19 protein-coding genes are annotated in these 26,466 nt (G+C 41.0%); 15 read left to right on the forward strand and 4 right to left on the reverse strand.

The annotated features are described in order from the left end of the window. Positions 1-336 (reverse strand): FAD-binding oxidoreductase (locus tag VK159_RS17725; RefSeq protein WP_324231502.1); only part of this gene is annotated, 336 nt, incomplete at its 3' end. A 388-nt stretch (positions 337-724) separates the two neighbouring features. Between VK159_RS17725 and VK159_RS17730 the strand changes: the two genes are divergently transcribed. From VK159_RS17730 to VK159_RS17745, 4 genes are all read left to right on the forward strand, one after another. Beyond that, positions 725-2,272 carry a hypothetical protein gene (locus tag VK159_RS17730; protein ID WP_324231503.1) on the forward strand — a complete coding sequence of 516 codons (1,548 nt, stop codon included), beginning with the start codon at positions 725-727 and terminating at the stop codon, positions 2,270-2,272. A gap of 38 nt (positions 2,273-2,310) precedes the next feature. Further along, positions 2,311-3,156: a hypothetical protein gene (locus VK159_RS17735; protein WP_324231504.1), complete on the forward strand. Its 846-nt coding sequence runs from the start codon at positions 2,311-2,313 to the stop codon at positions 3,154-3,156. Positions 3,157-3,314: 158 nt separating this feature from the next. Then, positions 3,315-3,857 carry an RNA polymerase sigma factor gene (locus VK159_RS17740; RefSeq protein ID WP_324231505.1) on the forward strand — a complete coding sequence of 181 codons (543 nt, stop codon included), beginning with the start codon at positions 3,315-3,317 and terminating at the stop codon, positions 3,855-3,857. 3 nt (positions 3,858-3,860) lie between these two features. Then, positions 3,861-4,478, forward strand: a complete 618-nt coding sequence (locus VK159_RS17745) for a hypothetical protein (protein WP_324231506.1) — start codon at positions 3,861-3,863, stop codon at positions 4,476-4,478. A 57-nt stretch (positions 4,479-4,535) separates the two neighbouring features. On the opposite strand, the gene VK159_RS17750 is transcribed toward VK159_RS17745, so the two are convergent. The 3 genes from VK159_RS17750 to VK159_RS17760 form a co-directional block, all read right to left on the reverse strand. Continuing rightward, a complete protein-coding gene (locus VK159_RS17750; protein ID WP_324231507.1) occupies positions 4,536-5,354 on the reverse strand; it encodes a glutaminyl-peptide cyclotransferase in 819 nt (272 codons plus the stop codon). A 79-nt stretch (positions 5,355-5,433) separates the two neighbouring features. Beyond that, positions 5,434-7,488, reverse strand: coding sequence for a penicillin acylase family protein (locus tag VK159_RS17755; protein ID WP_324231508.1), 2,055 nt, complete (start codon positions 7,486-7,488; stop codon positions 5,434-5,436). 21 nt (positions 7,489-7,509) lie between these two features. Continuing rightward, positions 7,510-9,063 carry a hypothetical protein gene (locus tag VK159_RS17760; RefSeq protein ID WP_324231509.1) on the reverse strand — a complete coding sequence of 518 codons (1,554 nt, stop codon included), beginning with the start codon at positions 9,061-9,063 and terminating at the stop codon, positions 7,510-7,512. Between the two features lie 198 nt (positions 9,064-9,261). Between VK159_RS17760 and VK159_RS17765 the strand changes: the two genes are divergently transcribed. The 11 genes from VK159_RS17765 (at position 9,262) to VK159_RS17815 (ending at position 26,411) form a co-directional block, all read left to right on the forward strand. Then, complete coding sequence (locus VK159_RS17765) at positions 9,262-10,422, forward strand: 2-isopropylmalate synthase (protein ID WP_324231510.1); 1,161 nt, start codon at positions 9,262-9,264, stop codon at positions 10,420-10,422. 31 nt (positions 10,423-10,453) lie between these two features. Next, positions 10,454-11,569, forward strand: a complete 1,116-nt coding sequence (gene leuB / locus VK159_RS17770; RefSeq protein WP_324231511.1) for a 3-isopropylmalate dehydrogenase — start codon at positions 10,454-10,456, stop codon at positions 11,567-11,569. A 287-nt stretch (positions 11,570-11,856) separates the two neighbouring features. Continuing rightward, positions 11,857-12,780 (forward strand): branched-chain-amino-acid transaminase, encoded by a 924-nt coding sequence (gene ilvE / locus VK159_RS17775; protein WP_324231512.1) that lies wholly within the window; start codon positions 11,857-11,859, stop codon positions 12,778-12,780. Between the two features lie 52 nt (positions 12,781-12,832). Beyond that, entirely contained in the window at positions 12,833-14,515 is a 1,683-nt protein-coding gene (ilvD, locus tag VK159_RS17780) for a dihydroxy-acid dehydratase (protein WP_324231513.1), read from the forward strand. 60 nt (positions 14,516-14,575) lie between these two features. After that, on the forward strand, positions 14,576-16,324 hold the full coding sequence (gene ilvB / locus VK159_RS17785) for a biosynthetic-type acetolactate synthase large subunit (protein WP_324231514.1): 1,749 nt from the start codon (positions 14,576-14,578) through the stop codon (positions 16,322-16,324). A 54-nt stretch (positions 16,325-16,378) separates the two neighbouring features. Continuing rightward, entirely contained in the window at positions 16,379-16,969 is a 591-nt protein-coding gene (gene ilvN / locus VK159_RS17790) for an acetolactate synthase small subunit (RefSeq protein WP_182801680.1), read from the forward strand. 6 nt (positions 16,970-16,975) lie between these two features. Continuing rightward, positions 16,976-17,440, forward strand: a complete 465-nt coding sequence (locus tag VK159_RS17795; protein ID WP_324231515.1) for a DinB family protein — start codon at positions 16,976-16,978, stop codon at positions 17,438-17,440. Positions 17,441-17,474: 34 nt separating this feature from the next. Further along, complete coding sequence (ilvC, locus tag VK159_RS17800) at positions 17,475-18,959, forward strand: ketol-acid reductoisomerase (protein WP_324231516.1); 1,485 nt, start codon at positions 17,475-17,477, stop codon at positions 18,957-18,959. 1 nt (position 18,960) lies between these two features. Beyond that, positions 18,961-20,214: a threonine ammonia-lyase gene (ilvA, locus tag VK159_RS17805; RefSeq protein ID WP_324231517.1), complete on the forward strand. Its 1,254-nt coding sequence runs from the start codon at positions 18,961-18,963 to the stop codon at positions 20,212-20,214. Between the two features lie 134 nt (positions 20,215-20,348). Further along, complete coding sequence (gltB, locus tag VK159_RS17810) at positions 20,349-24,866, forward strand: glutamate synthase large subunit (RefSeq protein ID WP_324231518.1); 4,518 nt, start codon at positions 20,349-20,351, stop codon at positions 24,864-24,866. A gap of 39 nt (positions 24,867-24,905) precedes the next feature. After that, complete coding sequence (locus VK159_RS17815; RefSeq protein WP_324231519.1) at positions 24,906-26,411, forward strand: glutamate synthase subunit beta; 1,506 nt, start codon at positions 24,906-24,908, stop codon at positions 26,409-26,411. Positions 26,412-26,466 lie beyond the last annotated feature (55 nt).

The following is a 26,466-nucleotide window of genomic DNA, read 5'->3' on the forward strand; positions in this document are numbered from 1 at the left end:
CTCATCACGGATCACACCCGGCTGCACACGCACCCATTTTTCTTCTTTGTTCAGTTCAAGAATTTTGGTGAAGTATTTCGACACATCAACGATAATACCGCTGCCTACTACCTGTCCTGCAAGTGATGTACCTGCTGTACGTGGAATGAGTGATGTCTTGTTGGTATGTGCAAAAGCGATGAGCTTTTTAAGATCGTCTTTGGTTTTAGGAATGGCCACGGCCAATGGTAACTCACGGTATGCCGACGCATCGGTGGCATAAAGGGTACGCATGGTGGTGTCAAAATAAAATTCTCCTTCGAGTTGCTGTGCCAGTTGTTGTAATCGTTCGTTCATGTTTGCTGCTGCAGTTGGGCGGCCCAAATTTACGTTGTTTGAAACTTGCGGGTGTTAGTTGTGGAAGGGGAAGTATGGGAACGATTGCGGGGACAATAAGCTGATAGCAAACTATTTATTGTCAGGCAGATCCTTCGTTCCACAGTATGACAGGTAGGCTGGGCTTAGTGCTGAAGATGAGCTATTGTAATAAAGATCAAAAAATGCTGTCTTTCCGACGAAGGAGGAATCTGTTGGGCTTTTTAATAGCAGCGGAACCATCCGATTTGGCCTCATTTGTTAAAATTCCGTTAACGCCCCATTTTCTACCCAACCCTTTTGTGCCCGTGTGGGGTATCTCTATCAAACGCCACAAAAATGGCATTTATAAACCTTATAATCAAAGAATATGAAACAGACATTTCGCAGCGTATTCACGCTTTTCTTCGCAAGCCTTATCATCCTTGTTTCCTGTAAGAAACCGGTAGAACCTAACAAACCAGGCGGAGGTCCGGGTCCACAGCCCGGTCTTTCGCACAAGTATCGTATCACGGCCGATGCATTGCCTGATTTGCCCAACCAGCCAATGGCTAACCTGTTTGCAAAGTTCGATGTGGTGAACGCACAGGACGAACTGGTGTTAAACAATAAACTCGCAGCCATCAGCTTCAACGGAAAATTTACAACCGAAGAAATGGAATTGCCTGCAGGCACGTACCGCATCAGCAAACTCATGATCGTATCAGGCACCGGTAATGTATTATTTGCAGTGCCTGTAACCAATTCGCCTAAAGCAACACAGGTTAATAGACCATTGGCTTATCCGATGGTATTGCCGGCCGCTACTTCGTTGGTTGTTGCAGCTGAATTTCTGAAAGTAGAAGCTACCGATAAAGCCATTGATTTTGGTTATGCAGCGGGCGAGTTTGGTAACAGCAACACACCTGAAGAAACAGAACTCAGCATCAAAATGCGTACACGCATAAAGGTGGGCGATATTCTGTACGACAGTATTCAGTCTTCGTTGGTGTACCGTACGTTCGATGCGGCCAATGAGTTGAAGAGTACACAATTCATCAGCTTGTTACCCGGTATCAACACGGTTACCTTAAAAAAGGAGGCAGCTTATCATGAGTTTATTGTACAAAAATGGGGTGGCACCTATACAAAGCGTTATGCAAAAGAAGAATTGAAAAAAGATATTGTGTACGAATTTGGGGAAGAGAAGGAAGCTAAAAAACTGAAATCCGAGATCACTGCACGTTGGGATGGCAATATGTATAAAGCTGAGTCGAAGAACAACTATATCTACGATGGGAAAGGTCGTCTTACAAAAGTTGAGTTTATGCAGAAGCGTCCGGCCGATGGTACACCGTTTGTTGCAAGAACAGAAAACCTGGAATACACAGACGGACGTGTAGAAAAAATAAGCATCTATAACGAAGGCGATGTGTTTGCGGGTACAAGAAGCATCCGTTACAATGCAGCAGGAAAGATCAATCACATTACAGAAGATATCCTTAATGTATGCAAAACAGAAGTAGACATTGCACATCATGGTGCAAACGGAGATGGATTTGATGAAGTAACTTTTGATTTCAGTTATTCAAACACTTCAATTACTATGAACTATTATCAACGCTGGAGACATGGCAACCTGTTTTCCGATAACAGTAATTACAGCAACACTTTTTATGAAACAGGCAGATATGATCACGACAATGGCATCAACCCTTATATACACATGAACTGGCCCGATCTGTTTTTGAGCCGCAGCTCCAAGAACAATCTCAACTGGCAGGCACGCACGCACTACGGTATTTATCCTGCTAATGTTGCTTACAGTTTCGAATATAAATACGATAACCAAGGTTATCCCATCGAGTTGATCCGCCGTTACAAATCGTCTATGACCGGAGAACATTTGTTTACAATCAAGACCATTTTCAATTATTAATAAAAGCGTTTTTTAAGTACATTCATAAACGAATTTATATGACACAGAAAGTATCACTCATAGCCCTGCTGTTTTTAGTATCCTGCACAGCAGCCAAGGTATCGGTTCCTGCGAGCTTCAGCTCGCAGGCGACCAAAATGCAGGTGAAGGGATTGAATGGATGGATGATCAACCAGAAATTAAGCTTCGGCGAATTTTCTACTTCAGCAGTTAAGCGTGGTTGGGATTTCAGCAGTTCATTTCAGTACACAAAATTCAGTCTCGATCCGCAAACCATGTTGCTGCGTGTGCTCAATATTGATACCGATGTACGCAACCTGAAACAACGCAACAAATTTCAATACACGATCCAGGATGGAAATTTAATGGCGGAAGTTTTTGCAACTGAAAAGTTCAGCGAAAATCAACTCGTGTACAAAAGCAACAATCCTTTTCTCGGACAGGTGAATGCAACGCAACGATATGAATATGCATTCACTGCTGCGATACTTCCGTTGATGGCGAAAGAAAACGATCCCTGGTCGGTAGTGTTGATGAATAAATATGATGCACGAAAAGATACAGCACGGAGAATCTTTGATCGTCCGTATGTAGAAGAAGAAGGGTATGCGACCAATGGAAAAGAAAATATTACCATCAGGCCGTTGCGACTGGAGAAACTCACCACTAAAAGCGGAAAAGAAACAAAAGTATTGGGCGGAGCCATCCTCACCGGATACGAATTGCGTTGGGATGATGGCGTAGTAGCCATCATTGATATATTGGATAACAGCATCTGGTTTGCTAATAATTTAGATGCAAGAGATAAAATTATTTTATCATCAATTTCATCGGCTATTTTGCTGAAGCGGATGCAGGATGTGGAGAAAGACAAAGAGATGTAGTGTTTGAAGAAAGCCGATAGCCGGTAGTAATTAGTGGATAGTAAAAATGCAAAAGAAGATAAGTGAAGGTTGCTGAGAGGATAATCTGAAATCGCAAATCTAAAATCTGAAATAAGCAATTTAGCAACAGTCGAAAAAAAGCAGCATTACGAAAAGAAGTGATTGCAGAAGCACTCGATATTGATCAGTTGGTGGAAGATTGCAAACGCAATAACCGCAGGGCACAGGAACAGTTTTACCGGCAGTTTTATAACTATGCTATGACCATTGCCCTGCGTTACTCCCGTGATGAAGCCGATGCTGCTGATATCATGAGTCATGCCTTTGTGAAGATCTTTAAAAGCATCCATACGTTTGATAAAACAAAAGGAGCTTTGCAGACATGGATCAAACGGATTGTGATGAACGAAGGGCTCGATCATCTGAAAGCAAGAGAACGTTTCAGTAAAGACATGGAGCTTGAAACAGTGGAAGAACCACAGATCAGTAATAACGTGTTGGAACGGATGGGTGCTGATGAAATTATGAAACTCATACACCAGTTGCCACCCGCTACCCATGCCGTGTTTGTATTGTATGCAGTGGAAGGCTATAATCACCGGGAAGTAGCCGAAAAACTAAACATCAGTGAGGGTACATCGAAATGGCACCTCAGCGAAGCCCGAAAAACATTACAACAACAACTCAGTCGCACAACATAGCGGATGAATCAAAAAGCAACATACGAATTAACCATTACCGAAAAGCTGGAACAGCTAACGGCACCGGATATGGTGGATGCTATCTGGGCACGTATCGAAACACAGCTCGATACTGATCTGCCGACAGACGAGGGTCCGGCCAATCCGCCTGCTGCACCAACAAGTGGTCCACGTACATGGCTCAACCGTGGATTCATCATTGCTGCCGTTGCCATTGTATTCATTTATTTTTTCAATAACCGTAAACAAGCAATTACTTCTAGCGATCAGCCAACGATTACTGCACCTGTAACGACACCGAACAACAATAAAAGCCAAGTAAGAAATAATTCGCCGGGTACAAACAATACACAAACGCCGCAGAATAATACATCTGCTCCAGCAACATCATCTAATGGTTTGCCTGTTGACAGTAATAGCATTGCTCCTGTAACGGGGCCACAGCCATTACAACCAGATACTGCTGCTGTTAAAACAAATGCCGCACCGGTATTTACACCGCCGGTTGTTACAGCACCAAAAAATAATGTGCCTGATAGCACAAAGAAAGGCAGAGGTGTAAAAGGTATTACGGATGCTGATTACAAAATTGTACCGAAGAAGGATAGTACGAAGAATTGATGAAGAGCAGTTTTCTTTGGTTTTTTGCATTGTTCATGTTAGCAACAATTATTTTCTCTAGTGTGAAAACTGAATTTGATAAATATTAGGCCATAGTTTTCCCGTAACATATATTTTGTCTGTTGTTGAGTCATATGCGATACCATTTAATACATCAGCATTCGGATTAATTCTCTTTGCTTCGTTTGTTAATGAACTCAGATCCATTTTGCCAACTACATTTCCACTTAAAGGATCAATTTTTACGATAATGTCACTCGTCCAGATATTTGCGTAGAGAAATCCCTTTATGAATTCAAGTTCATTTAATTTCTCAATGGGATATCCTTGTTCTGTTACTTGCAATGTTTTTAATGGCGTTAATTTTACAGGGTCTAAGTAAGTAAGATTACTTGTGCCGTCGCTCATTATTAAGCTTGTGCCGTCTGTTGTCAATCCCCAACCTTCAATGTTTGAATAGTTAAATTGCCCTATTTCTTTAAAAGTTTTTGCGTCATAGATAAATCCGATTCGATTTACATAAGTTAATTGATACAATTTGTTTTTGAAGAACACTATGCCTTCACCAAAGTATTTGCTTTTATCAATTTCAATTTTTACATCAAATTTTCCGGTGGCAAGGTCTGTTATACCAATAACTGATCTGGTTTGGGGTAGTTGTTTAGGCGAACCTGTGCTTTCAAACAGTTGTCCATTGTGAAATAAAAAGCCTTCAGTAAATAAAGATGTGTCGTGGGCAAAATAATTTGTCACAGCATAGTTGATAACAGGGGTTGACGGGGTAGACACAGAAGCTTTAGAACCTGAATTTGGCGAGCTGTCTGTGCAACTATTAAGAAGAAGAATAAAAAAAGGAGAAAGTAAAAGTCGTCTCATTTAAAAATTACTGATTAGTTAGTAGTGGCCTATATCATTAACCCTGACAATCTGATTTATGAGATAATGTAACAGCTCATCATTCCCCCGGATGATAAACCCTCTCCGCCATTTTATACACTTCTTCCTTATTCAACGTCATGCGTTTTGTTTGTTGGTTGATGTACATTTCCACCTGGTCATCAAAATGTTTGTTGCCTTTTTTGGCAGAAGCTCCATACATGTTTACTGTTTCAATTTGCGGCAGTGCATCCTTTGTAAAGCGTATGAACATGATCAAACCATCACCACCAACCGATTTTAATTTACCGTCTTTATAGTTGGAAGTCCATTGTGGAGAAAGCAGATCAGGAAAACCCCAGAGCGGCCATTCCTTATCACCACGCACCAGTTTTTGAATGTCGCCCAATGCAAGATCGGTTCGATTAAAATGTTTCGTCATATAGTCATACACATTGGCATAGGTTTCAACTGCTTCTGCTCTGGTAAGCATGCGTGCAGGCCCAGCACCTAATTTTTTTGCGAGGTGCAGATAGCTTAACAGGAATACCGCTGCACCTTTACTGTCGGCAGTTCCTTGTTTATTCCATGCTTTTAAATTTTTAATGAGTGGTGCATACAATGGATACTCTGTTTCATTTAACAGAAACAACGAATCGATATTATGCGGATAACGAAGTGTGGCAGGCAGTTGTTTATCAAATTTGATTTGCTTAAACGTTATGTAATCCAATTGTGCAGCAGGCATTTGTTCTACCACACGTATGCTGCGGTTGTTATGCCAGGTTTCCCAACCATCAGCAGCAGGAAATTTATCGGCGCTTAAGTTATCAGTAGTTGCTGTTGCGAAAAAAGATGAGTGATTGGTGTTGAACAAATAACCGCTCTTCGGATTTATATATTGCGGCAGTTCGCTAAATTTTCGAAAGGCAGTCCACAAGGTTTGTGAAGTGTTACCGGGTAAAGTTGATTTCCAATTGTACTGCGGAGCAGGATTACGTACCGGTACTAATCCATTGTTCACATAAAAGATCGTATCGTGTTTATCAGCATAGGTAATGTTGAACATTGATAGACGCTGATCTTTAATAGCTGCATAAAACTCGGTGAAGTTTTTCGCCTTATCCATTTCATACCATTGTTCAAGCACACGGATATCCATATTGGCACCAAGGCGAATAGAAAAATAACCTTGTTTGTTCTTCATGGTGGCTCCATACTTACTCCAATAAACTTTTCGTTTTACGCCAACCGGAATTCCTTTAATGCGGAGTGTAATTGTTTTCTCTTCGAGATCGATCCATTCATTATCAAACTTGTATTGCTTTTCATTGGCAGGATTCATTTCTAGTTGAAACACATCAACACGATCAACATAATTCACCGTATGTGCCCAACCTAAATTCTCATTTACTCCATGTAAAATACATGGACCACCTGCCAGTAAACCACCATGTACATTCAATCCTTCTTCGCTAGTAATATGTGCTTCGTAAAAAGCCTGCGATCCTGTGTTGGGTTGGTGTGCATTGATCAACAGAAACGCTTCACCAGTAGTTGTTTTGCGTGGATGCACAGCCATGGCATTACTGCCTTTCTTATTCAACTCAGGATCTGTTTCAATTACATTATTGAAAATTCCCATCAATGCCTTATCAGCTCCATTGAAAGCGGTTAATGCCAGCACCGATGAAGCAATATATTCTTTAGAAGTGATGGGGAATATTTTTTTGTGCAACACTTCATTGGGATGTGCTTTTGCATAAGCGTTGATACCTTGCACATATCCATCGATCAGTTTCAGAAAAGCAGGCGTAAGTGTATTCCATTTTTCTTCGGTAATTTCCATACAGCGGAATAAGGCAAATGCATAATCACCGGCAGCACCGGCTTTGCCCTGCACACGTCCCATCAAACCTTTGGCAGGTAACACCACATCCTGTAAACTTTTAAAATCATCTTCTGCATGCGCCCATGCTAATCCATAGGCAACTTCAGCATCGGTTTTGGCAAAGATGTGCGGCACGCCAAAACTGTCACGAACAATTTCAATATTTTTTGGGTTGATGTTTTGTGCAGTACTGCTTAAAACAAGAAGGATAAAGAACGTTAAAAGATGGAGTGATTTTTTCATGCTTTATGGTAACAACAATGATCAGCTAATTGTTTTCTTCTGTCGCTTATATTTACTATGAATAATATCCTGCACGGGTACATTTTCAATTTTACTTTCGAGCCAGCTTACTACGTCTAAGTATACAAACGCTCTTGTTTCAAACCTGTTGCCTTCGTATCTGCTGATACGTTCGAGCAGGGTTTGAAAAGCAGGTCTTACTTGTGCAGGTGATAATTGCAATGCATTACGTAAAAAGCTGAACATTTCTTCTTCCACACCACTCAGGTTCTCCATGCGGCCCATAAAACGGTAAACCGATTTGATCAGGTATTCCAGCAGATCGTAATTCCCCAATTCAAAATGAGCGATCAAATGCAGGAGGCGTGCGTAACATTGCAGATCGGTACGCAGGTCAACTTTCCAGTTAATGATCTTGTTGAGGTATTCAATTGCTTTTTCGTTATTGCCACTGCCGAAATACAAACAGGCAATTTTATAGTAGAAGGTAAGTACACGATGCCGGTCGAGGAAGAGTCCATATTCATCCAGCTTTTCTTCAATACCCGGTACAAGCCGCAACCCTTGAGAGAACGTTCCTTCTAAAAAATGTTTGTTGATTTTGGCAATGGAGAGATACACAAAACAAAGGATGCGGTAGTTTTCGTTTTGCTGTGCAACTTTCCTGTGCGAAAATTTTTCAAGCTGCTCAATACTTTCGTTGAGTTTGGATTCGTTGCTCAGATCAAAGTGTGCACTCATTAAATTGTGCATGCCTTTGATGTAGTGAGCTGTTTCAGCCTCCATCATCGCCGGGTATTTTTCAAACAGATCCACCCATTTTTGTGTGTAACGATAATAGAGCAAATAATCCTGGCGGATAAATGCTACCCAGCAATGCGATTGGTATAAATACAACTGCTCATAAAATCCGGTTAGCTTTTCAGCGTTCTTCGGTAAATGATTTTCAAAATATGCCTTGGCTTCATCACCTTCCTTTTCATTTCTTGCCACACCATTTTTAATATACCAGCTGTAGAGTTGAAGCGAAAGGTTTGAAAGCTGCGAAATATTGGTGAGCTGTTCTTCAACAGCAGTTGATTCTTTCGAAAGTTTATCGGCCCTGTCCTGCATACTTCGGGTGATGTACAATGCTTCGATCTTCTTTTCAAAGAAAAGGATCTGTTGCAGGTAGGTCACCTGTTCAAACTGCCGGGCCTGTTCCTTCATCTTATCTAAGGTCTTCAGGCTTTGCAGGTAAAGACCTTTATTGTAGAGGATGCGGGCAAAATCCATCTGTTCGTTCAGCTGAATCGTGATATTGTCTTCCTGCTTAATCAGCCGGAGGCTGCTGAGGATAGATTTGTATAAATGAGCCTTGAGGTTGGAGAGTTGTGGCTTGGCAAGGCTCTGGTTTTTGCGCAAAAGGGTGGCCTCATCGTACTCATCCATTTTATCCATGGCATCAAAAAGCTGGATAATCTTAAGATTCGGATCGGCTGAGTTTCGCTGAACATAAAGCTTAAAATTGCGCTTTTCGCTCTTTTCCAGCGACTTCACCAGTTGAAAGGTCGTATCGGTCGATCTGTTGGGCATCGTAATTCGTTTCTTCTATAATCCTTTGCTGTCAAGGGTTTTCGGTAAAAGGGCATCGCTTATCTGTCGTAAAATACATGAAATAAGGTTTGCGAACCCCTTCAATATTAAATAATTTTATGCTGCAGGTTGTTACTTCAATTAATTATATGCGAATGAAGTAATAAACCTGCTTTTTTCACAGCATTAAAGATTATTATGGCCGACAAACAAGTGTTCATTTTTGATACCACTCTCAGAGACGGAGAGCAGGTACCGGGTTGCAAGTTAAATACTACGGAGAAAGTTGAGCTTGCGTTGAAACTGGAGGTGTTAGGTGTTGATATTATTGAAGCAGGTTTCCCGATCTCAAGTCCGGGCGACTTTGAAAGTGTTAACCAGATTTCCAAAGTAATTAAGAATGCAACGGTATGCGGTTTAACCCGTGCCGTACAAAAGGATATTGAAGTGGCAGCAGAGGCATTAAAGCCCGCACGCCGCCCACGTATCCACACCGGTATCGGATCATCCGATAACCACATCAAATACAAATTCAATTCCACGAGGGAAGAAATACTTGAACGTGCCGTTAAAGCGGTTAAGCTTGCCCGTAATTATGTGCCCGATGTAGAATTTTATGCCGAAGATGCAGGTCGTGCAGACCTGCAGTTTTTGGCTCAGTTGACAGAAGCAGTTATTGCTGCGGGCGCAACGGTTGTAAACGTTCCCGATACAACAGGATTTTGTTTACCTCATCAGTATGCAGAAAAGATGGCTTACTTAATGAACAATGTAAGCAATATCGATAAAGCAATTCTTTCCTGTCATTGTCATAACGATCTTGGTTTAGCAACTGCTAACTCTATTGCAGGTGCTATTGCTGGTGCACGCCAGATCGAGTGTACGATCAATGGTATTGGCGAACGTGCAGGTAACACATCGCTTGAAGAAGTGGTGATGACCATTCGCAAGCATCCTGAACTCGGACTTTATACAAACGTTGATCCCAAGCAACTGTTACCAATGAGCCGTTTGGTAAGCGAAACCATGCGCATGGTGGTGCAACCAAACAAAGCTGTAGTGGGTGACAATGCATTCTCTCATTCCTCAGGTATTCACCAGGATGGATTTTTAAAAGAAGCAACAACATACGAGATCATTGCACCTGAAGAAGTGGGAGCAGATACATCAAAAATTGTATTGACTGCACGCAGCGGAAGAAGCGCACTGGCTTATCGTTTTAAAAATCTTGGTTACAGTTTCGATCGTAACCAGGTTGATGAATTATATGAACGCTTTCTTGCATTGGCAGATTCAAAGAAAGAAGTGGAAGATGCTGATTTGAAAGTATTGGCTGAACAGGTTACTGTAAGCGCTTAAACATAAACTAAGAAAACACACCAACCTCATCATGGAAAAGAAGATCGCAATATTAAACGGAGATGGAATAGGACCGGAGGTAACAGCCCAGTCCATTAAAGTATTGGATGCAATTGCACAGGAATACGGGCATGTCTTTCATTACAAAGAAGCGTTGGTTGGAGCTGTTGCAATTGATAAAACAGGAACTGCATTGCCGTCTGAAACAATTGATATTTGTTTGGATAGTGATGCTGTTTTGTTTGGTGCAGTGGGCGATCCGAAATATGATAACGATCCTTCTGCAAAGGTTCGTCCGGAGCAGGGGTTATTTGGTATAAGGCAGGCGTTAGGTTTGTTTGCAAATATCCGCCCGGTTATTACTTATAGCGGTTTGCAGCATTTATCTCCATTTAAGGCATCGCACCTTGAAGGTGTTGACCTCGTGATCTTTCGTGAACTGACAGGTGGTATTTATTTTGGCAACAAGCATACAAGTGAAGATGGAAATAATGCAAGTGATGAATGTGTGTACAGCCGGCCGGAAATTGAACGCATTGCTCATCTTGCATTTAAACATGCACTGGGCAGAAAGAAAAAGTTAACACTGCTTGATAAATCGAATGTGTTGGAAACATCACGCCTCTGGCGTAAAGTGGTGCAGGAAATTGCAACGCAGTACCCTGATGTAACTGCTGAATACATGTATGTTGATAATGCAGCTGTGCAGGTGATCTTAAATCCCAAGCAGTTTGACGTGATCTTAACAGAGAATATGTTTGGCGACATTATCAGTGATGAGGCAAGTGTATTGAATGCATCAATGGGCATGCTGCCATCGGCATCGGTTGGTAACGGCACAGCATTATTCGAACCGATCCATGGTTCTTTCCCAAAAGCAGCAGGAAAAGATATTGCCAACCCCATCGGCTCTATTCTCTCAGCAGCAATGATGCTTGATTACTTTGGTTTACCCGATGAGGCACAAGTGATCCGTGAAGCAATTGACTGGACTTTACAACACAACTTCGTAACAAAAGATATTGACCCGATGAATTTTTATTTCACCAGTACCATTGGTGATCTCATTGGTGAATATGTTGCCGGTAAAATACCGGGTACGATCAAAAAAGAAAATATTGAGTTGCGTAAGTCAACCATTATATAAAGAAGACAGGATTGGGAGATGTCAACATTCTTTCCCCTTCAGTCTAAAAAAGTTCTTTGTTTATTTTCAATAAGGCGGTATATTCGTTTTTCGAACAACGCACTATGTTGAAAAGCAAATTAAATAATCTACTACTTGTAAACACAATTGTCATTGTGGTAGTCATTATTATTCCTGCTATCAACGGAGGTGCCAGTTGTATGTAAAACGAACGTTTAAATTAAACATAACGACCCGCCTCCAAAAGAGGCGGGTTTTTTTATTACCGCTAAAAAAGAAAAAAATGTATGGCAACTTATTACAACAGTGAAACGATTTTGTATCTCAACGGTGAGTATGTAAAAGCGGCAGAAGCAAAAATGGATCTCTACAGTCAGAGTTTTCATTATGGTTACAGCGTGTTTGAAGGTATCCGTTCGTACAGAACAGTGAATGGAGAAACGAAAATTTTCAAAGCCAAAGAACATTATGATCGTTTGCAACGTTCGGCTGAGTTGGTGAACCTTCCTTATCACTGGACAACAGAAGAGTTAACTGCTGTTACATACGAAGTGTTGAAGCGCAATGATCTGCAGGATGCTTACATCCGTCCCGTAGTTTATGCTCCGGCGAATATGAGTTTTGTACAGAATGAACAATCGTTTTTGGTGATTGAAGTGTGGGCCATGCAGCCGTTTCTTGGCGATAAGTTGTTACGTATCATGACCAGTTCGTTTGAACGTCCGAATCCAAAAGCGTTCAAGATCGAAGCAAAAGCAGCAGGTCACTATGTAAACTCATTACTCGCCAGTCATGAAGCGAAAGCAAAAGGTTTTGATGAAGCATTGTTGCTCGATATGAATGGCAATGTTGCAGAAGCGCCAGGTGCTAATTTGTTTTATGAAAAAGATGGCAAGCTCTTTACACCGGCAAAAGGAAATATCCTTCCCGGTATTACAAGAGCAACGGTGTTTGAATTGTGTGCCGGGTTGGGAATAGAAGTTGAAGAAAAGGTGTTTACAATTGATGAGTTAAAAAATGCAGATGCTGTTTTTTATTGTGGTACTGCAGCAGAAGTAATTGGGTTTGATAGTTTGGATGATCAAAAGTTTGCATTGAAATGGAATGATAGTGTAAGCAGGAAGATTCAAACAGCGTATAAAAATTTAGTGGTAGAAAATTTTGAACCACAAAGACAGGAAGAAGCAAAGAAAGAAGAAGCAGTTGCTTAATAATATTATGTCCCTTGGGGACAATTGATCGGTAGAATAACAACAATATAAAATGGCTGAATTAAACAAGTATTCGAAAGTATTAACGCAAGACGAAACACAACCGGCTGCACAAGCCATGTTGTATGGCATTGGCTTAACAGAAGATGATCTGAAAAAAGCGCAGGTAGGTATTGCAAGTATGGGTTACGATGGTAACACTTGTAATATGCACCTGAATGATCTTGCAAAAGTGGTGAAGGAAGGTGTGTGGAAGAATGATCTCGTTGGTTTAATATTTAATACGATCGGTATTAGTGATGGTATCAGCAATGGTACGGATGGTATGCGTTATTCGTTGGTGAGTCGTGATCTCATTGCTGACAGTATTGAAAGTGTCTGTGGTGGATTTTATTATGATGGATTAATTGCATTACCGGGCTGTGATAAAAACATGCCGGGTGCTATTATGGCGATGGGCCGTTTGAACCGTCCTTCTATTATGGTGTACGGTGGAACGATTGCGCCGGGTCATCATAAAGGAGAAGAGCTCAACATCATTTCTGCATTTGAAGCATTGGGTAAAAAATTAGCAGGCACTATTACGCCTGAAGATTTTAAAGAAGTAGTGAAACATAGTTGCCCGGGTGCAGGTGCTTGCGGGGGTATGTACACAGCGAATACGATGGCATCAGCAATTGAAGCATTGGGTATGAGTTTACCTTACTCCTCATCAAATCCTGCAATAAGCGATGATAAAAAGAATGAGTGTTTAGATGCAGGAAGAGCAATCAAAGTTTTACTGGAGAAAGATATTAAGCCAAAAGATATCATGACGAAGAAGGCATTTGAAAATGCCATTGTTACCATCATGATCTTTGGTGGAAGCACCAACGCCGTATTGCATTTGATCGCCATGGCGAAAAGTGTTGATGTTGATTTAACACAGGATGATTTCCAACGCATCAGTGATAAAACACCTGTTCTTGCTGATTTTAAACCAAGCGGAAAATATCTGATGCAGGAATTGCATGCACATGGTGGTGTACCTGCTGTAATGAAATATTTATTACAAAAAGGATTGCTGCATGGAGATTGTTTAACAGTAACCGGTAAAACAGTTGCCGAAAATTTAGAAAACATTGCACCGATAAATTTCGAAACGCAAAAAATTATTTTCCCATTAGAAGCACCGTTGAAAGTAACCGGTCACTTACAAATCTTGTATGGCAATCTTGCAGAGAAAGGTAGTGTAGCAAAGATCAGTGGTAAAGAAGGTGAACGTTTTGAAGGACCTGCAAGAGTATTTGATGGTGAAAAAGATCTGGTGGCGGGTATTGCAAACGGAAGAGTGAAAAAAGGTGATGTAGTAGTTATCAGATATGAAGGACCGAAAGGTGCACCGGGTATGCCGGAGATGTTGAAACCAACATCAGCCATTACAGGTGCCGGTTTGGGTAAAGATGTTGCATTGATCACTGATGGAAGATTTAGTGGTGGTTCACATGGTTTCGTCGTCGGTCACATCACTCCGGAAGCATTTGAAGGTGGTTTGATCGCATTGGTGCAGGATGATGATATCATTGAACTGGATGCAACCAGCAACAAGATCAACCTGAAAGTAGCTGACGAAGTGATAGCAGAAAGACGTAAAAACTGGAAGCAGCCTGCATTAAAAGAAAAGAAAGGTGTATTGTATAAATATGCAATGTGCGTGAAGGATGCTTCACAAGGTTGTGTAACAGATGAGGCGTAAACCCTTTCAAAAACAAGAACAACATTCAGCTGTAAAAAAGCAACAATAAATAAAAGTGAAATGGAAACACTCACAATAAAAGAAGAGAAAAAGCAAACAGAAGCAACAAAGTCCGTAAGTGGAAGTGTAGCTGTATTAGATGCTTTGCTCAATGAAAACGTAAAGACCATCTTCGGTTATCCGGGTGGCGCAATAATGCCGATCTATGATGCATTGTACGATTACAATGATCGTTTAGAACATATTCTTGTTCGTCATGAACAAGGTGCTATTCATGCAGCACAGGGTTTTGCAAGAGCTAGTGGTAAAACGGGTGTTGTGTTTGCAACAAGTGGTCCCGGTGCAACAAATCTTGTAACAGGTTTGGCTGATGCGATGATCGATTCAACACCATTGGTGTGTATCACCGGACAAGTGTTTGCACATTTGTTGGGTACTGATGCATTCCAGGAAACAGATGTGATCAATATTACTACACCTGTTACCAAATGGAATCACCAGGTAACAGATGCAAGTGAAATTCCAGCTGCATTAGCAAAAGCATTTTACATAGCTGGCAGTGGTCGTCCGGGTCCTGTATTGATCGATATTACAAAAAATGCACAGCTGCAATTATTCGAGTATGAAGGATATAAAAAGTGTGAGCATATCCGCAGCTATCGTCCAAAACCGATTGTACGGAAAGAATATATTGAACAAGCAGCAAAGCTTATTAATGAAGCAGAACGTCCATTCGTGATCTTCGGGCAAGGTGTGATACTTGGTAAAGCAGAAAAAGAATTCAAAGCATTTATTGAAAAAGCCGGTATTCCTGCAGCATGGACCATTATGGGTATGAGTGCAATTCCAACTGATCATCCATTGGGTGTTGGTATGTTGGGTATGCATGGGAACTACGGACCGAATTTACTGACGAATGAATGTGATGTGTTGATCGCTGTTGGTATGCGTTTCGATGATCGTGTAACCGGTCGTTTAGATAAATATGCTAAGCAGGCAAAAATTGTTCATCTCGATATTGATCCGGCAGAGATAGATAAGAATGTAAAAACAACTGTTCCTGTTTGGGGCGATTGTAAAGAAACATTGCCGATGTTAACTGCTTTGGTTGAAAGCAAAGTATATCCGCAATGGTTACAAAAGTTCCATGACTGCATGGCGAAAGAACAATCCTTGTGCATTGACCCTGAAATGAATCCTGCAACGGATATTCTTACGATGGGTGAAGTGATCAAAGCATTGAATGAGTTAACAGATGGCAATGCAATTATTGTAACGGATGTTGGTCAGCACCAGATGGTGGCTTGCCGTTATGCACAAATGAATCAAACGAAAAGTAATATCACCAGTGGTGGTTTGGGTACAATGGGTTATGCATTACCTGCAGCAATTGGTGCAGCGTATGGTGATCCGTCAAGAACAACGGTTGCCATTATTGGTGATGGTGGTTTCCAAATGACGATACAGGAATTAGGAACCATCATGCAGTTCAAACCAAATGTTAAGATCCTGATCTTAAATAACCAGTTCTTAGGTATGGTACGCCAGTGGCAGCAACTGTTCCATGAAAAACGTTATTCGTTTGTTGATATTACGAGTCCGGATTTTGTTGCAGTAGCAAAAGGATATTATATCGATGGACAACGCATCAGCGAACGTTCAGAATTAAAAGCTGCATTGAAAACAATGATCGATCATGACGGCAGCTATTTGCTGGAAGTAATGGTTGGCAAAGAAAACAATGTATTCCCGATGGTGCCACAGGGAAGAGGCGTATCAGAAATCGTATTAAGCAAAGAAGAAATCTAAAGAACCCCGGCAGCGGTTGCAAACCCTGCAGGCGGTTTAGTAAAAACAAAGCATATGCAAAAACAGGAATACACCATAACGGTATACACAGAGAACCAGATCGGTTTATTGAACCGTATCGCTATTCTCTTTTCCAAACGGAAGATCAATATTGAAAGTTTAAATACATCACCAAGTGAGGTGGATAGTGTGCATCGTTTCACGATTGTGATCAACGAAACAGAAGAAGTGGTACGCAAACTCTGCCGCCAGATCGAAAAACAGGTGGAAGTATTGAAAGCCTATTACAATACAAATGAAGAGATCATTTGGCAGGAGCTGGCTTTATATAAAGTGCCAACAGAAATTATCGCAGAAGAGGTAAAGGTAGAACGCCTGTTGAGCCAGTATGGTGCAAAAGCAGTAGTGATCCGTAAAGATTATACGGTGTTTGAAGTGAGCGGTCAGCGTGATGAAACTGATGCATTCATTAAAGTACTTGAACCATATGGGTTAATTGAATTTGTTCGCTCGGCAAGGGTGGCGATTATTAAAGCAAGTGATGGTTTCCACAAAAAACTGAAAGAGTTTGAATACCGTGAGCCAAGTGAAGAAGTGATCGAAAACGAATACCTGGATAAAGGTGAAGAAGTGTTTACAATGTAAAACAGGATGAAAGAGCAATTTGATTTAATAAGACAAACCAGGACACGTTTCATTGATCTTGTAGATGGATTATCCATTGAAGAACTGAATGAAATTCCTGCAGGCATGAACAATAATATTGCCTGGAATTTTGGCCATATCATAACAGCTCAGCAAGGGTTGTGCAATGGACTTTCAGGAGTTGAACCGGATGTGCCGGACGAATTGACGGCTGGATTTAAAAAAGGAACAAAGCCCGAAAGTTTTATCAGCCAGGAAGAAATTGATGAGTTGAAAGAGTATGCAATGTCTTGCATTGATGAACTTGAAAAAGGATTGAGTGAAAATGTTTTTGTTCAATACAAGACCTATACAACATCCTATGGCTATACATTAAATAACATTGAAGACGCCGTTCGGTTTGTTATGGTACATGATGCATTACACCTCGGTTACGCAATGGCAATCAGAAGAAATCTATCAAAAAAATAAACATTTAAAATCAAACAAAAAATAAGAACAGAAAATGGCAAATTACTTTAACACACTTCCGCTCAGGGAACAGTTGAACCAGCTTGGTGTATGTGAATTCATGGATCGTAGTGAGTTTGCGGATGGTGTGAATGCGTTATTGGGAAAAAAGATTGTGATCGTTGGTTGCGGTGCACAAGGTTTGAACCAGGGTTTAAATATGCGTGATTCAGGATTGGATATTTCGTACACGTTACGTAAAGAAGCAATTGCTGAAAAACGTGCTTCATGGAAAAATGCAACAGAGAATGGTTTTACTGTTGGTACTTATGAAGAACTGATTCCTTCTGCTGATCTCGTATTGAACTTAACTCCCGATAAACAGCATACGTCAGTAATTAAAGCGATTATGCCGTTGATGAAACAAGGATCTACTTTGTCTTACTCACACGGTTTTAATATTGTTGAAGAAGGCACACAGATCCGTAAAGATATTACAGTGATCATGGTGGCGCCTAAATGCCCGGGTACTGAAGTACGTGAAGAATACAAGCGTGGCTTTGGTGTACCAACGTTAATCGCTGTACATCCTGAGAATGATCCTGAAGGAAAAGGATTGATCCAGGCAAAAGCATATGCTGCTGCAACCGGTGGTCATCGTGCAGGTGTGTTGCGTTCATCGTTTGTTGCCGAAGTAAAATCGGATCTCATGGGTGAGCAAACCATTTTGTGCGGTGTATTGCAAACAGGTTCTATTCTTGCATTCGATAAAATGGTAGAGAAGGGTATTGAACCTTCTTATGCATCAAAACTTATTCAATACGGTTGGGAAGTAGTAACAGAAGCATTAAAGCACGGTGGTGTTACTGCTATGATGGATCGCTTATCGAATCCGGCGAAGATCAAAGCATTTGAATTGTCAACGGAGATTAAAAATATCTGGCGTCCGTTATTTCAAAAGCACCAGGACGATATCATGAGTGGTGAATTCTCATCAACCATGATGAAAGACTGGGCGAATGATGATAAGAACCTGTTGACATGGCGCAAGGCAACCGGTGAAACTGCATTTGAAAAAACTGCACCAACATCAGCAAAAATTTCTGAACAGGAATATTTCGATAATGGATTGTTACTCGTTGCGTTCGTTCGTGCTGGTGTTGAACTTGCATTTGAAACAATGGTGGCTTCAGGTATTAAAGCAGAATCTGCTTACTACGAATCATTACATGAAACTCCGTTGATCGCAAATACAATTGCACGTAAGAAGTTGTTTGAAATGAACCGTGTAATTTCTGATACAGCAGAATATGGTTGCTACCTGTTCGATCATGCAGCAAAACCAATGCTGAAAGAATTCATGAAAACAATTGATACAGATGTGATCGGTAAAAATTTCAACGAAGGCAAAGATGCCGGGGTTGATAATAAAGAACTGATCGCTGTTAATCATATTCTCCGTTCACACCCTGTTGAAAAAGTAGGTGCTGTATTGCGTAAAGCAATGACGGATATGAAAGTGATCAATACACCCGCATAGTATGCATACAACTTCGAACGATACAAAGCTTGATTTCACCAGCGCTGCACTGCGTATTAAAAAAGTAGTGCACAAAACGCCGTTGCAGTTAAGCCGAAGTCTGTCGAAGAAATATGAATGCAAGGTTTATCTCAAGCGGGAAGACCTGCAGGTGGTACGTAGCTATAAAATTCGTGGTGCATATAATATGATGAGCAGTTTGCCTGCTGACACATTAGCAAAAGGCGTTGTTTGTGCAAGTGCCGGTAATCATGCGCAAGGTTTTGCATACAGTTGTAAAAAGCTTAATGCAAAAGGTGTGGTGTTTATGCCGGTGATAACGCCTAATCAAAAGATCACACAAACAAAAATGTTTGGCGAGGATTTTATTGAAGTGCGTTTGGTGGGTGACACGTTTGATGATTGTGCAGCAGCAGCTAAAATTTATACAGAAGAAAATGGCTTAACATTTATCCCGCCCTTTGATGATCTGCGGATCATTGAAGGGCAGGGTACTGTTGGCGTTGAAGTATTGGAAGAACAAAGTGAGATTGATTATGTGTTCATTCCTGTTGGCGGTGGTGGTTTAAGTGCAGGCATTGGCTCTTACTTTAAAACTTATTCACCCAAGACAAAAATTATTGGTCTCGAGCCCGAAGGTGCTCCTTCAATGAAGGAAGCGTTGGCAGCGGGTCATCCGGTAACAGTAGAAAACATTGATCGCTTTGTAGACGGCGCAGCGGTAAAACGTGTGGGCGATGTGACCTTCAGCATTTGCAAGGATGTGTTGGACGATATGCACCTTGTTAACGAAGGAAAAATATGTTCAACGATTCTGAAGCTTTATAACGAAGATGCCATTGTAGTTGAGCCAGCCGGGGCATTAAGTATAGCTTCTTTGGATGATTATGCAGATGAGATCAAGGGAAAAGTGATTGTATGCATTGTAAGCGGAAGTAATAATGATATCGACCGCATGCAGGAGATCAAAGAACGAAGTCTGCAGTATGAAGGGCTGAAACATTATTTCCTTATCCGTTTTGCACAACGTCCCGGTGCATTAAAAGAATTTGTAAATTATGTACTCGGTGAAAATGATGACATTACACGTTTTGAGTACATGCAGAAGCATAATAAAGAAACAGGTCCGGCATTGGTGGGAGTGGAGCTGCGGAGCAGGACGGACTATGATGCCCTTATAGCCAATATGAAAAAGTACCAGATTAACTTTACGGAACTGAATAAGAACGACAACCTGTTTGGTTACCTGGTGTGATATTTCTGTTAGAAATATGACATATGCTACAACAGGTGTTAGTTGTTTTATTTGGTAATTTTAAGCGATTGCTTGCTATTACAGGTTTCAAAACCTGACTTGAATAATATTTTTCATCAAAACTTGCATGTAGAATGGCAGGCAACCAAGGTTTATACAACCCGGCATTTGAACACGATGCTTGTGGTATCGGCTTCGTAGCGAGTATTAAAGGCTACAAATCACATCAGCATATCAGTGATGCGTTAACTGTGTTGGAAAACATGGAGCATCGTGGTGCGTGTGGCTGTGAAAATAATACAGGCGATGGTGCAGGTATTATGATCCAGACTCCACATGAGTTCTTCTTTGAAGAATGTTTAAAGCTGGGTATTCATCTTCCCTCATTTGGAAAGTATGGCGTGGGCGTTTTGTTTTTCCCCAAGGAAATAAAACTCCGTGAAGAGTGCAGAGATATTTTCAATCGCACAGCTGAAAAGCTGGGATTGGAAATTTTGACGTACAGGAAAGTGCCGGTGAATCCTGATGGTATTGGTCCAACAGCATTGAGTGTTGAACCTGAGATGGAACATGTATTTGTTGCATGTCCTGACCATATCACAAACCCTGATGAGTTTGAACGCAAGTTGTTTGTGTTACGTAATCACGTATCGCATTTAATTAACAGCACTGTTAAGAAAGATGCTATTGGTTTTTACATTGCATCACTTTCTTATAAAACAGTTGTGTATAAAGGACAATTGACCAGCGGACAGGTGCGTGGTTATTTTCCTGATCTCAATAATAAAAGAGTGGTGAGTGCTTTTGGTTTGGTGCACAGCCGCTTTGCTACCAATACATTTCCTTCATGGAAATTGGCTCAGCCATTCCGCTTCATTGCACATAATGGCGAGATCAATACATTGCAAGGTAACCTCAACTGGTTAAAATCAAGTGAGCATGGTTTCACTTCTCCCAACTTCACGAAAGATGAAATGGAGATGTTGTTGCCAATTGTAACAGGTGGTCAGTCAGATTCTGCATGTCTGGATAATATGATCGAATTGCTGGCAATGACCGGCCGTTCATTACCACATGTAATGATGATGTTGATCCCTGAAGCATGGGATGATAACGATCAGATGGATCCTTTGAAGAAAGCGTTCTATGAATACCATGCATCGATCATGGAACCATGGGATGGTCCTGCTTCCATTTCATTTACTGATGGAAAAATTATCGGCGCCACATTAGATCGTAATGGTCTTCGCCCTTCACGTTACTGCATTACTTCCGATGATCGTGTGATCATGGCAAGTGAAACAGGAACTGTATGGGTTGATCCGAAAACAATTGTGAAGAAAGGTCGCTTGCATCCGGGTAAAATGTTTGTGGTGGATATGGAACAGGGACGCATCATCAGTGATGAAGAACTGAAGCAAACCATCTGCTCACAAAAACCATATGCAGATTGGCTGAATCAAAATAAGATCCGTCTTGAAGAATTGCCTGAGCCACGTGTTGCGTTTACACATCTCAGTGATGAAAATATTCATAAGTATCAAAAAGCATTCGGTTACTCTACTGAAGATATTGATACCATCATTAAGCCAATGGCCATTGATGGTAAAGAACCAATTGGTTCAATGGGAACTGATACGCCGTTGGCCGTACTCAGTGATCAACCGCAGCATTTAACTTCTTACTTCAAACAATTATTTGCACAGGTAACTAATCCGCCGATCGATCCTATTCGTGAACGCATGGTGATGAGTCTTGCTGCTTTCGTTGGTAACAACGGAAATTTGCTGGAAGAAGATCCGATGCATTGTCATACAGTTGCGTTAAAACAACCTGTTCTTACCAGCAGTGATCTTGAAAAGATCAGAAGTATTGATACTGGTAAGTTCCAGGCAAAAACGATACAGATCTATTTCCGTGCAGATGGCAAACCAGGTTCATTGAAAGCCGGTCTTGATCGTATCTGCCGTTACGCAGAAGATTCAGTGAATGATGGCTTTGAAGTATTGATCCTTTGCGATCGTGCTGTTGATAGTGATCATGCTGCTATTCCTTCTTTGTTAGCAACTGCTGCAGTACATCATCATCTTATCCGTAAAGGGTTACGTGGACAGGTTGGTATTGTTGTAGAAGCCGGTGATGTGTGGGAAGTTCACCACTTTGCATGTTTGCTTGCGTTTGGTGCAACAGCTATTAATCCATACTTAGCGTTGGCTTCAATACGTAATATGAAAGTGAACGGTTCACTTGAAACAAATCTTGAGTGGGAAGCGTTACGTAAGAATTATGTGAAAGCAGTGTGTGATGGTTTGTTGAAGGTATTCTCTAAAATGGGTATCTCTACTTTGCAATCATATCAAGGTGCACAGATATTAGAAATTCTTGGTTTGAACCAGGAAGTGGTTGATAAATATTTCACCGGCGCAACAAGCCGCATACAAGGTATCGGGCTTGAAGAAATTGCAAAAGAAGCATTGGTGAAACATTACTTTGCTTTCAGCAAAAAAGATGTACCTGTTGATCGTTTGCCAGTTGGTGGTGTATATCAATGGAAACGCAAAGGTGAATTCCATTTGTTTAACCCAACTACTATTCACTTGCTGCAATATGCAACCAAGATGAATGACTATGCAACGTTCAAAAAATATACAAAGCATGTAAATGATCAGAGCGAAAAAGCGGCAACACTCAGAAGTATGTTTGAGTTTAAGCGCAATCGTCCTGCCATCAGTATTGATGAAGTTGAATCTGCTGAAGCTATTTACAAACGTTTTGCTACAGGTGCTATGAGCTTTGGTTCTATCTCCTGGGAAGCGCATACAACATTGGCTATTGCGATGAACCGCTTAGGTGGAAAGAGCAATACCGGTGAAGGTGGTGAAGATGAAAGACGTTATGATCGTTTGCCAAACGGTGATAGCATGCGTTCTGCAATTAAGCAGGTTGCATCTGCACGTTTTGGTGTAACAAGTTTGTATCTCACAGAAGCTGATGAATTGCAAATTAAAATGGCGCAGGGTGCCAAGCCTGGTGAAGGTGGACAGTTGCCCGGTCATAAAGTTGATGAATGGATCGGTAAAACACGTCACTCAACACCTGGTGTTGGTTTGATCTCTCCGCCTCCGCATCACGATATTTATTCAATTGAAGATCTTGCTCAATTAATATTTGATCTCAAGAATGCAAACCGTGCTGCACGTATCAACGTGAAGCTGGTTAGTAAAGCAGGTGTTGGTACCATTGCTGCCGGTGTTACAAAAGCGAAAGCTGATGTGGTATTGATCAGCGGACATGATGGCGGTACAGGTGCATCACCAATTTCATCGATCAAACATGCCGGTCTTCCTTGGGAACTTGGTTTGGCTGAAGCACATCAAACATTGGTGAAAAATAAATTACGTAGTCGTGTTGTTGTGCAGGCCGATGGTCAGATGAAAACCGGTCGTGATATTGCTATCGCTGCATTACTTGGTGCAGAAGAGTGGGGTGTTGCAACTGCAGCTCTTGTTGTTGAAGGTTGTATCATGATGCGTAAGTGTCATCTCAATACATGTCCTGTTGGTGTGGCAACACAAGATCCTGAATTACGTAAACGTTTTACAGGTAATGCAGATCATGTGGTGAATTTCTTCCGCTTCATGGTGCAGGAGTTAAGAGAGATCATGGCAGAACTTGGTTTCAAAACTGTAAATGAAATGATTGGCCAGGTTGATTGTTTACAGATGAGAGAGAATATCAATCACTGGAAATTCAGCAAGCTTGATCTGTCGCCAATTTTATACAAAGAACCTGCTTCTGAATTCACAGGTTTGTATTGCACCGAAGAACAGGATCATGGTTTAGCAGATGTGCTCGATTGGAAATTATTGGCTGCTGCAAAACCTGCATTAGAGAATAAAGAAAAAGTAACTGCGTCATTCGAAATAAAAAATACAGATCGTACAGCCGGTACAATTTTATCAAACGAGATCACGAAAAAATTCCGTGCTGAAGGTTTGCCTGCTGATACCATTCATTTCAAATTCACTGGCACAGCCGGACAAAGCTTTGGTGCATTCAATACCAAAGGTGTTACACTTGAACTGGAAGGCGATGCAAATGATTATTTCGGTAAAGGATTAAGCGGTGCAAGATTGGTTATTTATCCGCCAAAGCAATCAACGTTTACACCTGAAGAAAATATCATCATCGGTAACGTTGCATTCTATGGTGCAACAGATGGTGAAGCATTTATTCGTGGTAAAGCCGGTGAACGTTTTGCTGTTCGTAACTCAGGTGCTAGTGTAGTTGTTGAAAGTGTTGGTGATCATGGTTGCGAATACATGACCGGTGGAAGAGTTGTGATTCTAGGAGATACGGGCCGCAACTTTGCTGCAGGTATGAGTGGTGGTATTGCTTATGTATATGATGTAAAAGGAAAATTTGCAACGAACTGCAATAAAGAAATGGTTGATCTTGATCCGGTGAGTGATGAAGATGCAGTTGAGTTAAAGCAAATGATCAGTAAGCATTATGAATACACAGGAAGCACTGTTGCAAAATTTGTGTTGGATGATTTTGAAAATCAACTCCATCATTTTGTAAAAGTATTTCCTTCTGATTATAAGAAAGTGGTGCTGAAAAGCAAACAAACAATCACAGTCGGAAAATAATTATCAGTAACTAAGAAACGGAAAAAATAAATCGTTCTCATGGGTAAGCCAACCGGGTTTTTAGAATTTACAAGAGAACTTCCAACTAAAAGGAGTGTGGAAGAAAGGGTAAATGATTACAATGAATTTGTAAATCGTTATCCTGATGAAAAGCTCAACCAGCAGAGTGCACGTTGCATGGATTGCGGTGTTCCTTTCTGTCATAATGGTTGTCCTTTAGGTAATGTTATTCCTGAATTCAATGATGCAGTGTATCGTAAGGAATGGAAAGAAGCATATGATATTCTTTCATCTACCAATAATTTTCCTGAGTTTACAGGAAGGATCTGTCCTGCGCCATGCGAAACTGCATGTGTGTTAGGTATCAATCAACCTGCCATTGCAATTGAAGAAATTGAAAAGCATATCATTGAAATTGCTTTCGATAAAGGATTTGTACAACCGAAAAAGGTCAACAAACGTACTGGTAAAAAAGTAGCAGTTGTTGGCAGTGGTCCTGCCGGACTTGCTGCGGCAGCACAATTAAATTATGCCGGTCATACAGTTACTGTATTTGAACGTGATGATCAGGCTGGTGGTTTGTTGCGTTATGGTATTCCTGATTTCAAATTAGAAAAGTGGGTGATCGATCGTCGGTTGAAAGTGCTGGAAGATGAAGGTGTAACATTTAAGTGTAATGCCAATGTGGGTGTAAATGTTAGTGTAAACGATCTGTTGCGTGAATACCATGCAATTGTTTTAGCAGGAGGTTCTACTGTACCAAGAGATCTGAATGTTCCAGGTCGTGACTTGAAGGGAGTATATTTCGCCATGCAATTCTTAAAGCAACAGAATAAACGTAATGCAAAACTTGATCCTTTAGCAAATGCTGCTATAGAGAGCAATATTCTTCCGGAAGATGTTTTTGCAACAGGTAAAAATGTAGTGGTAATTGGTGGTGGCGATACAGGTAGCGATTGTGTTGGTACAAGCAACCGTCACAAAGCAGCATCTGTTACACAGTTTGAATTGATGCCAACGCCACCAAAAGACAGAACAGCATTTATGCCTTGGCCTACCTATCCAATGACATTGAAAACATCCTCTTCACATGAAGAAGGTGCTGATCGTAAATGGGCCATCGCCACAAAGGAATTTATTGGTGATGAAAATGGAAATCTAAAAGCATTAAAGATCGTTGACCTGGAATGGAAGAGCAGTGAAGATGGTCGTCCTTCATCATTTGTAGAAAGAGAAGGCAGTGAACGAATCATCCCTTGTGAACTTGCTTTGCTGGCTATGGGTTTTGTAAACCCACAATATGTTGGTTTGCTTGAACAATTGGGAGTTGAGTTAGATGAGCGTAAAAATGTAAAAGCAACAGAGAAGGAATATAAGACCAACATCAATAAAGTGTTTACAGCAGGTGATATGCGCAGAGGTCAATCACTGGTTGTTTGGGCAATCAGTGAAGGAAGAGAATGTGCCAGAAAAGTGGACGAATTTCTATCCGGAACGTCTTTATTGGAAACAAAAGATCAAACAGCTACATTTTATGCTATTTAATTAGAGATTTTAAAGTGGGTATTTAATGATGCCCAACTGGTATAAACAGGTGCAA

Origin of the sequence: Lacibacter sp. (assembly GCF_035299325.1) — a bacterium.
Lineage (GTDB): Bacteria > Bacteroidota > Bacteroidia > Chitinophagales > Chitinophagaceae > Lacibacter.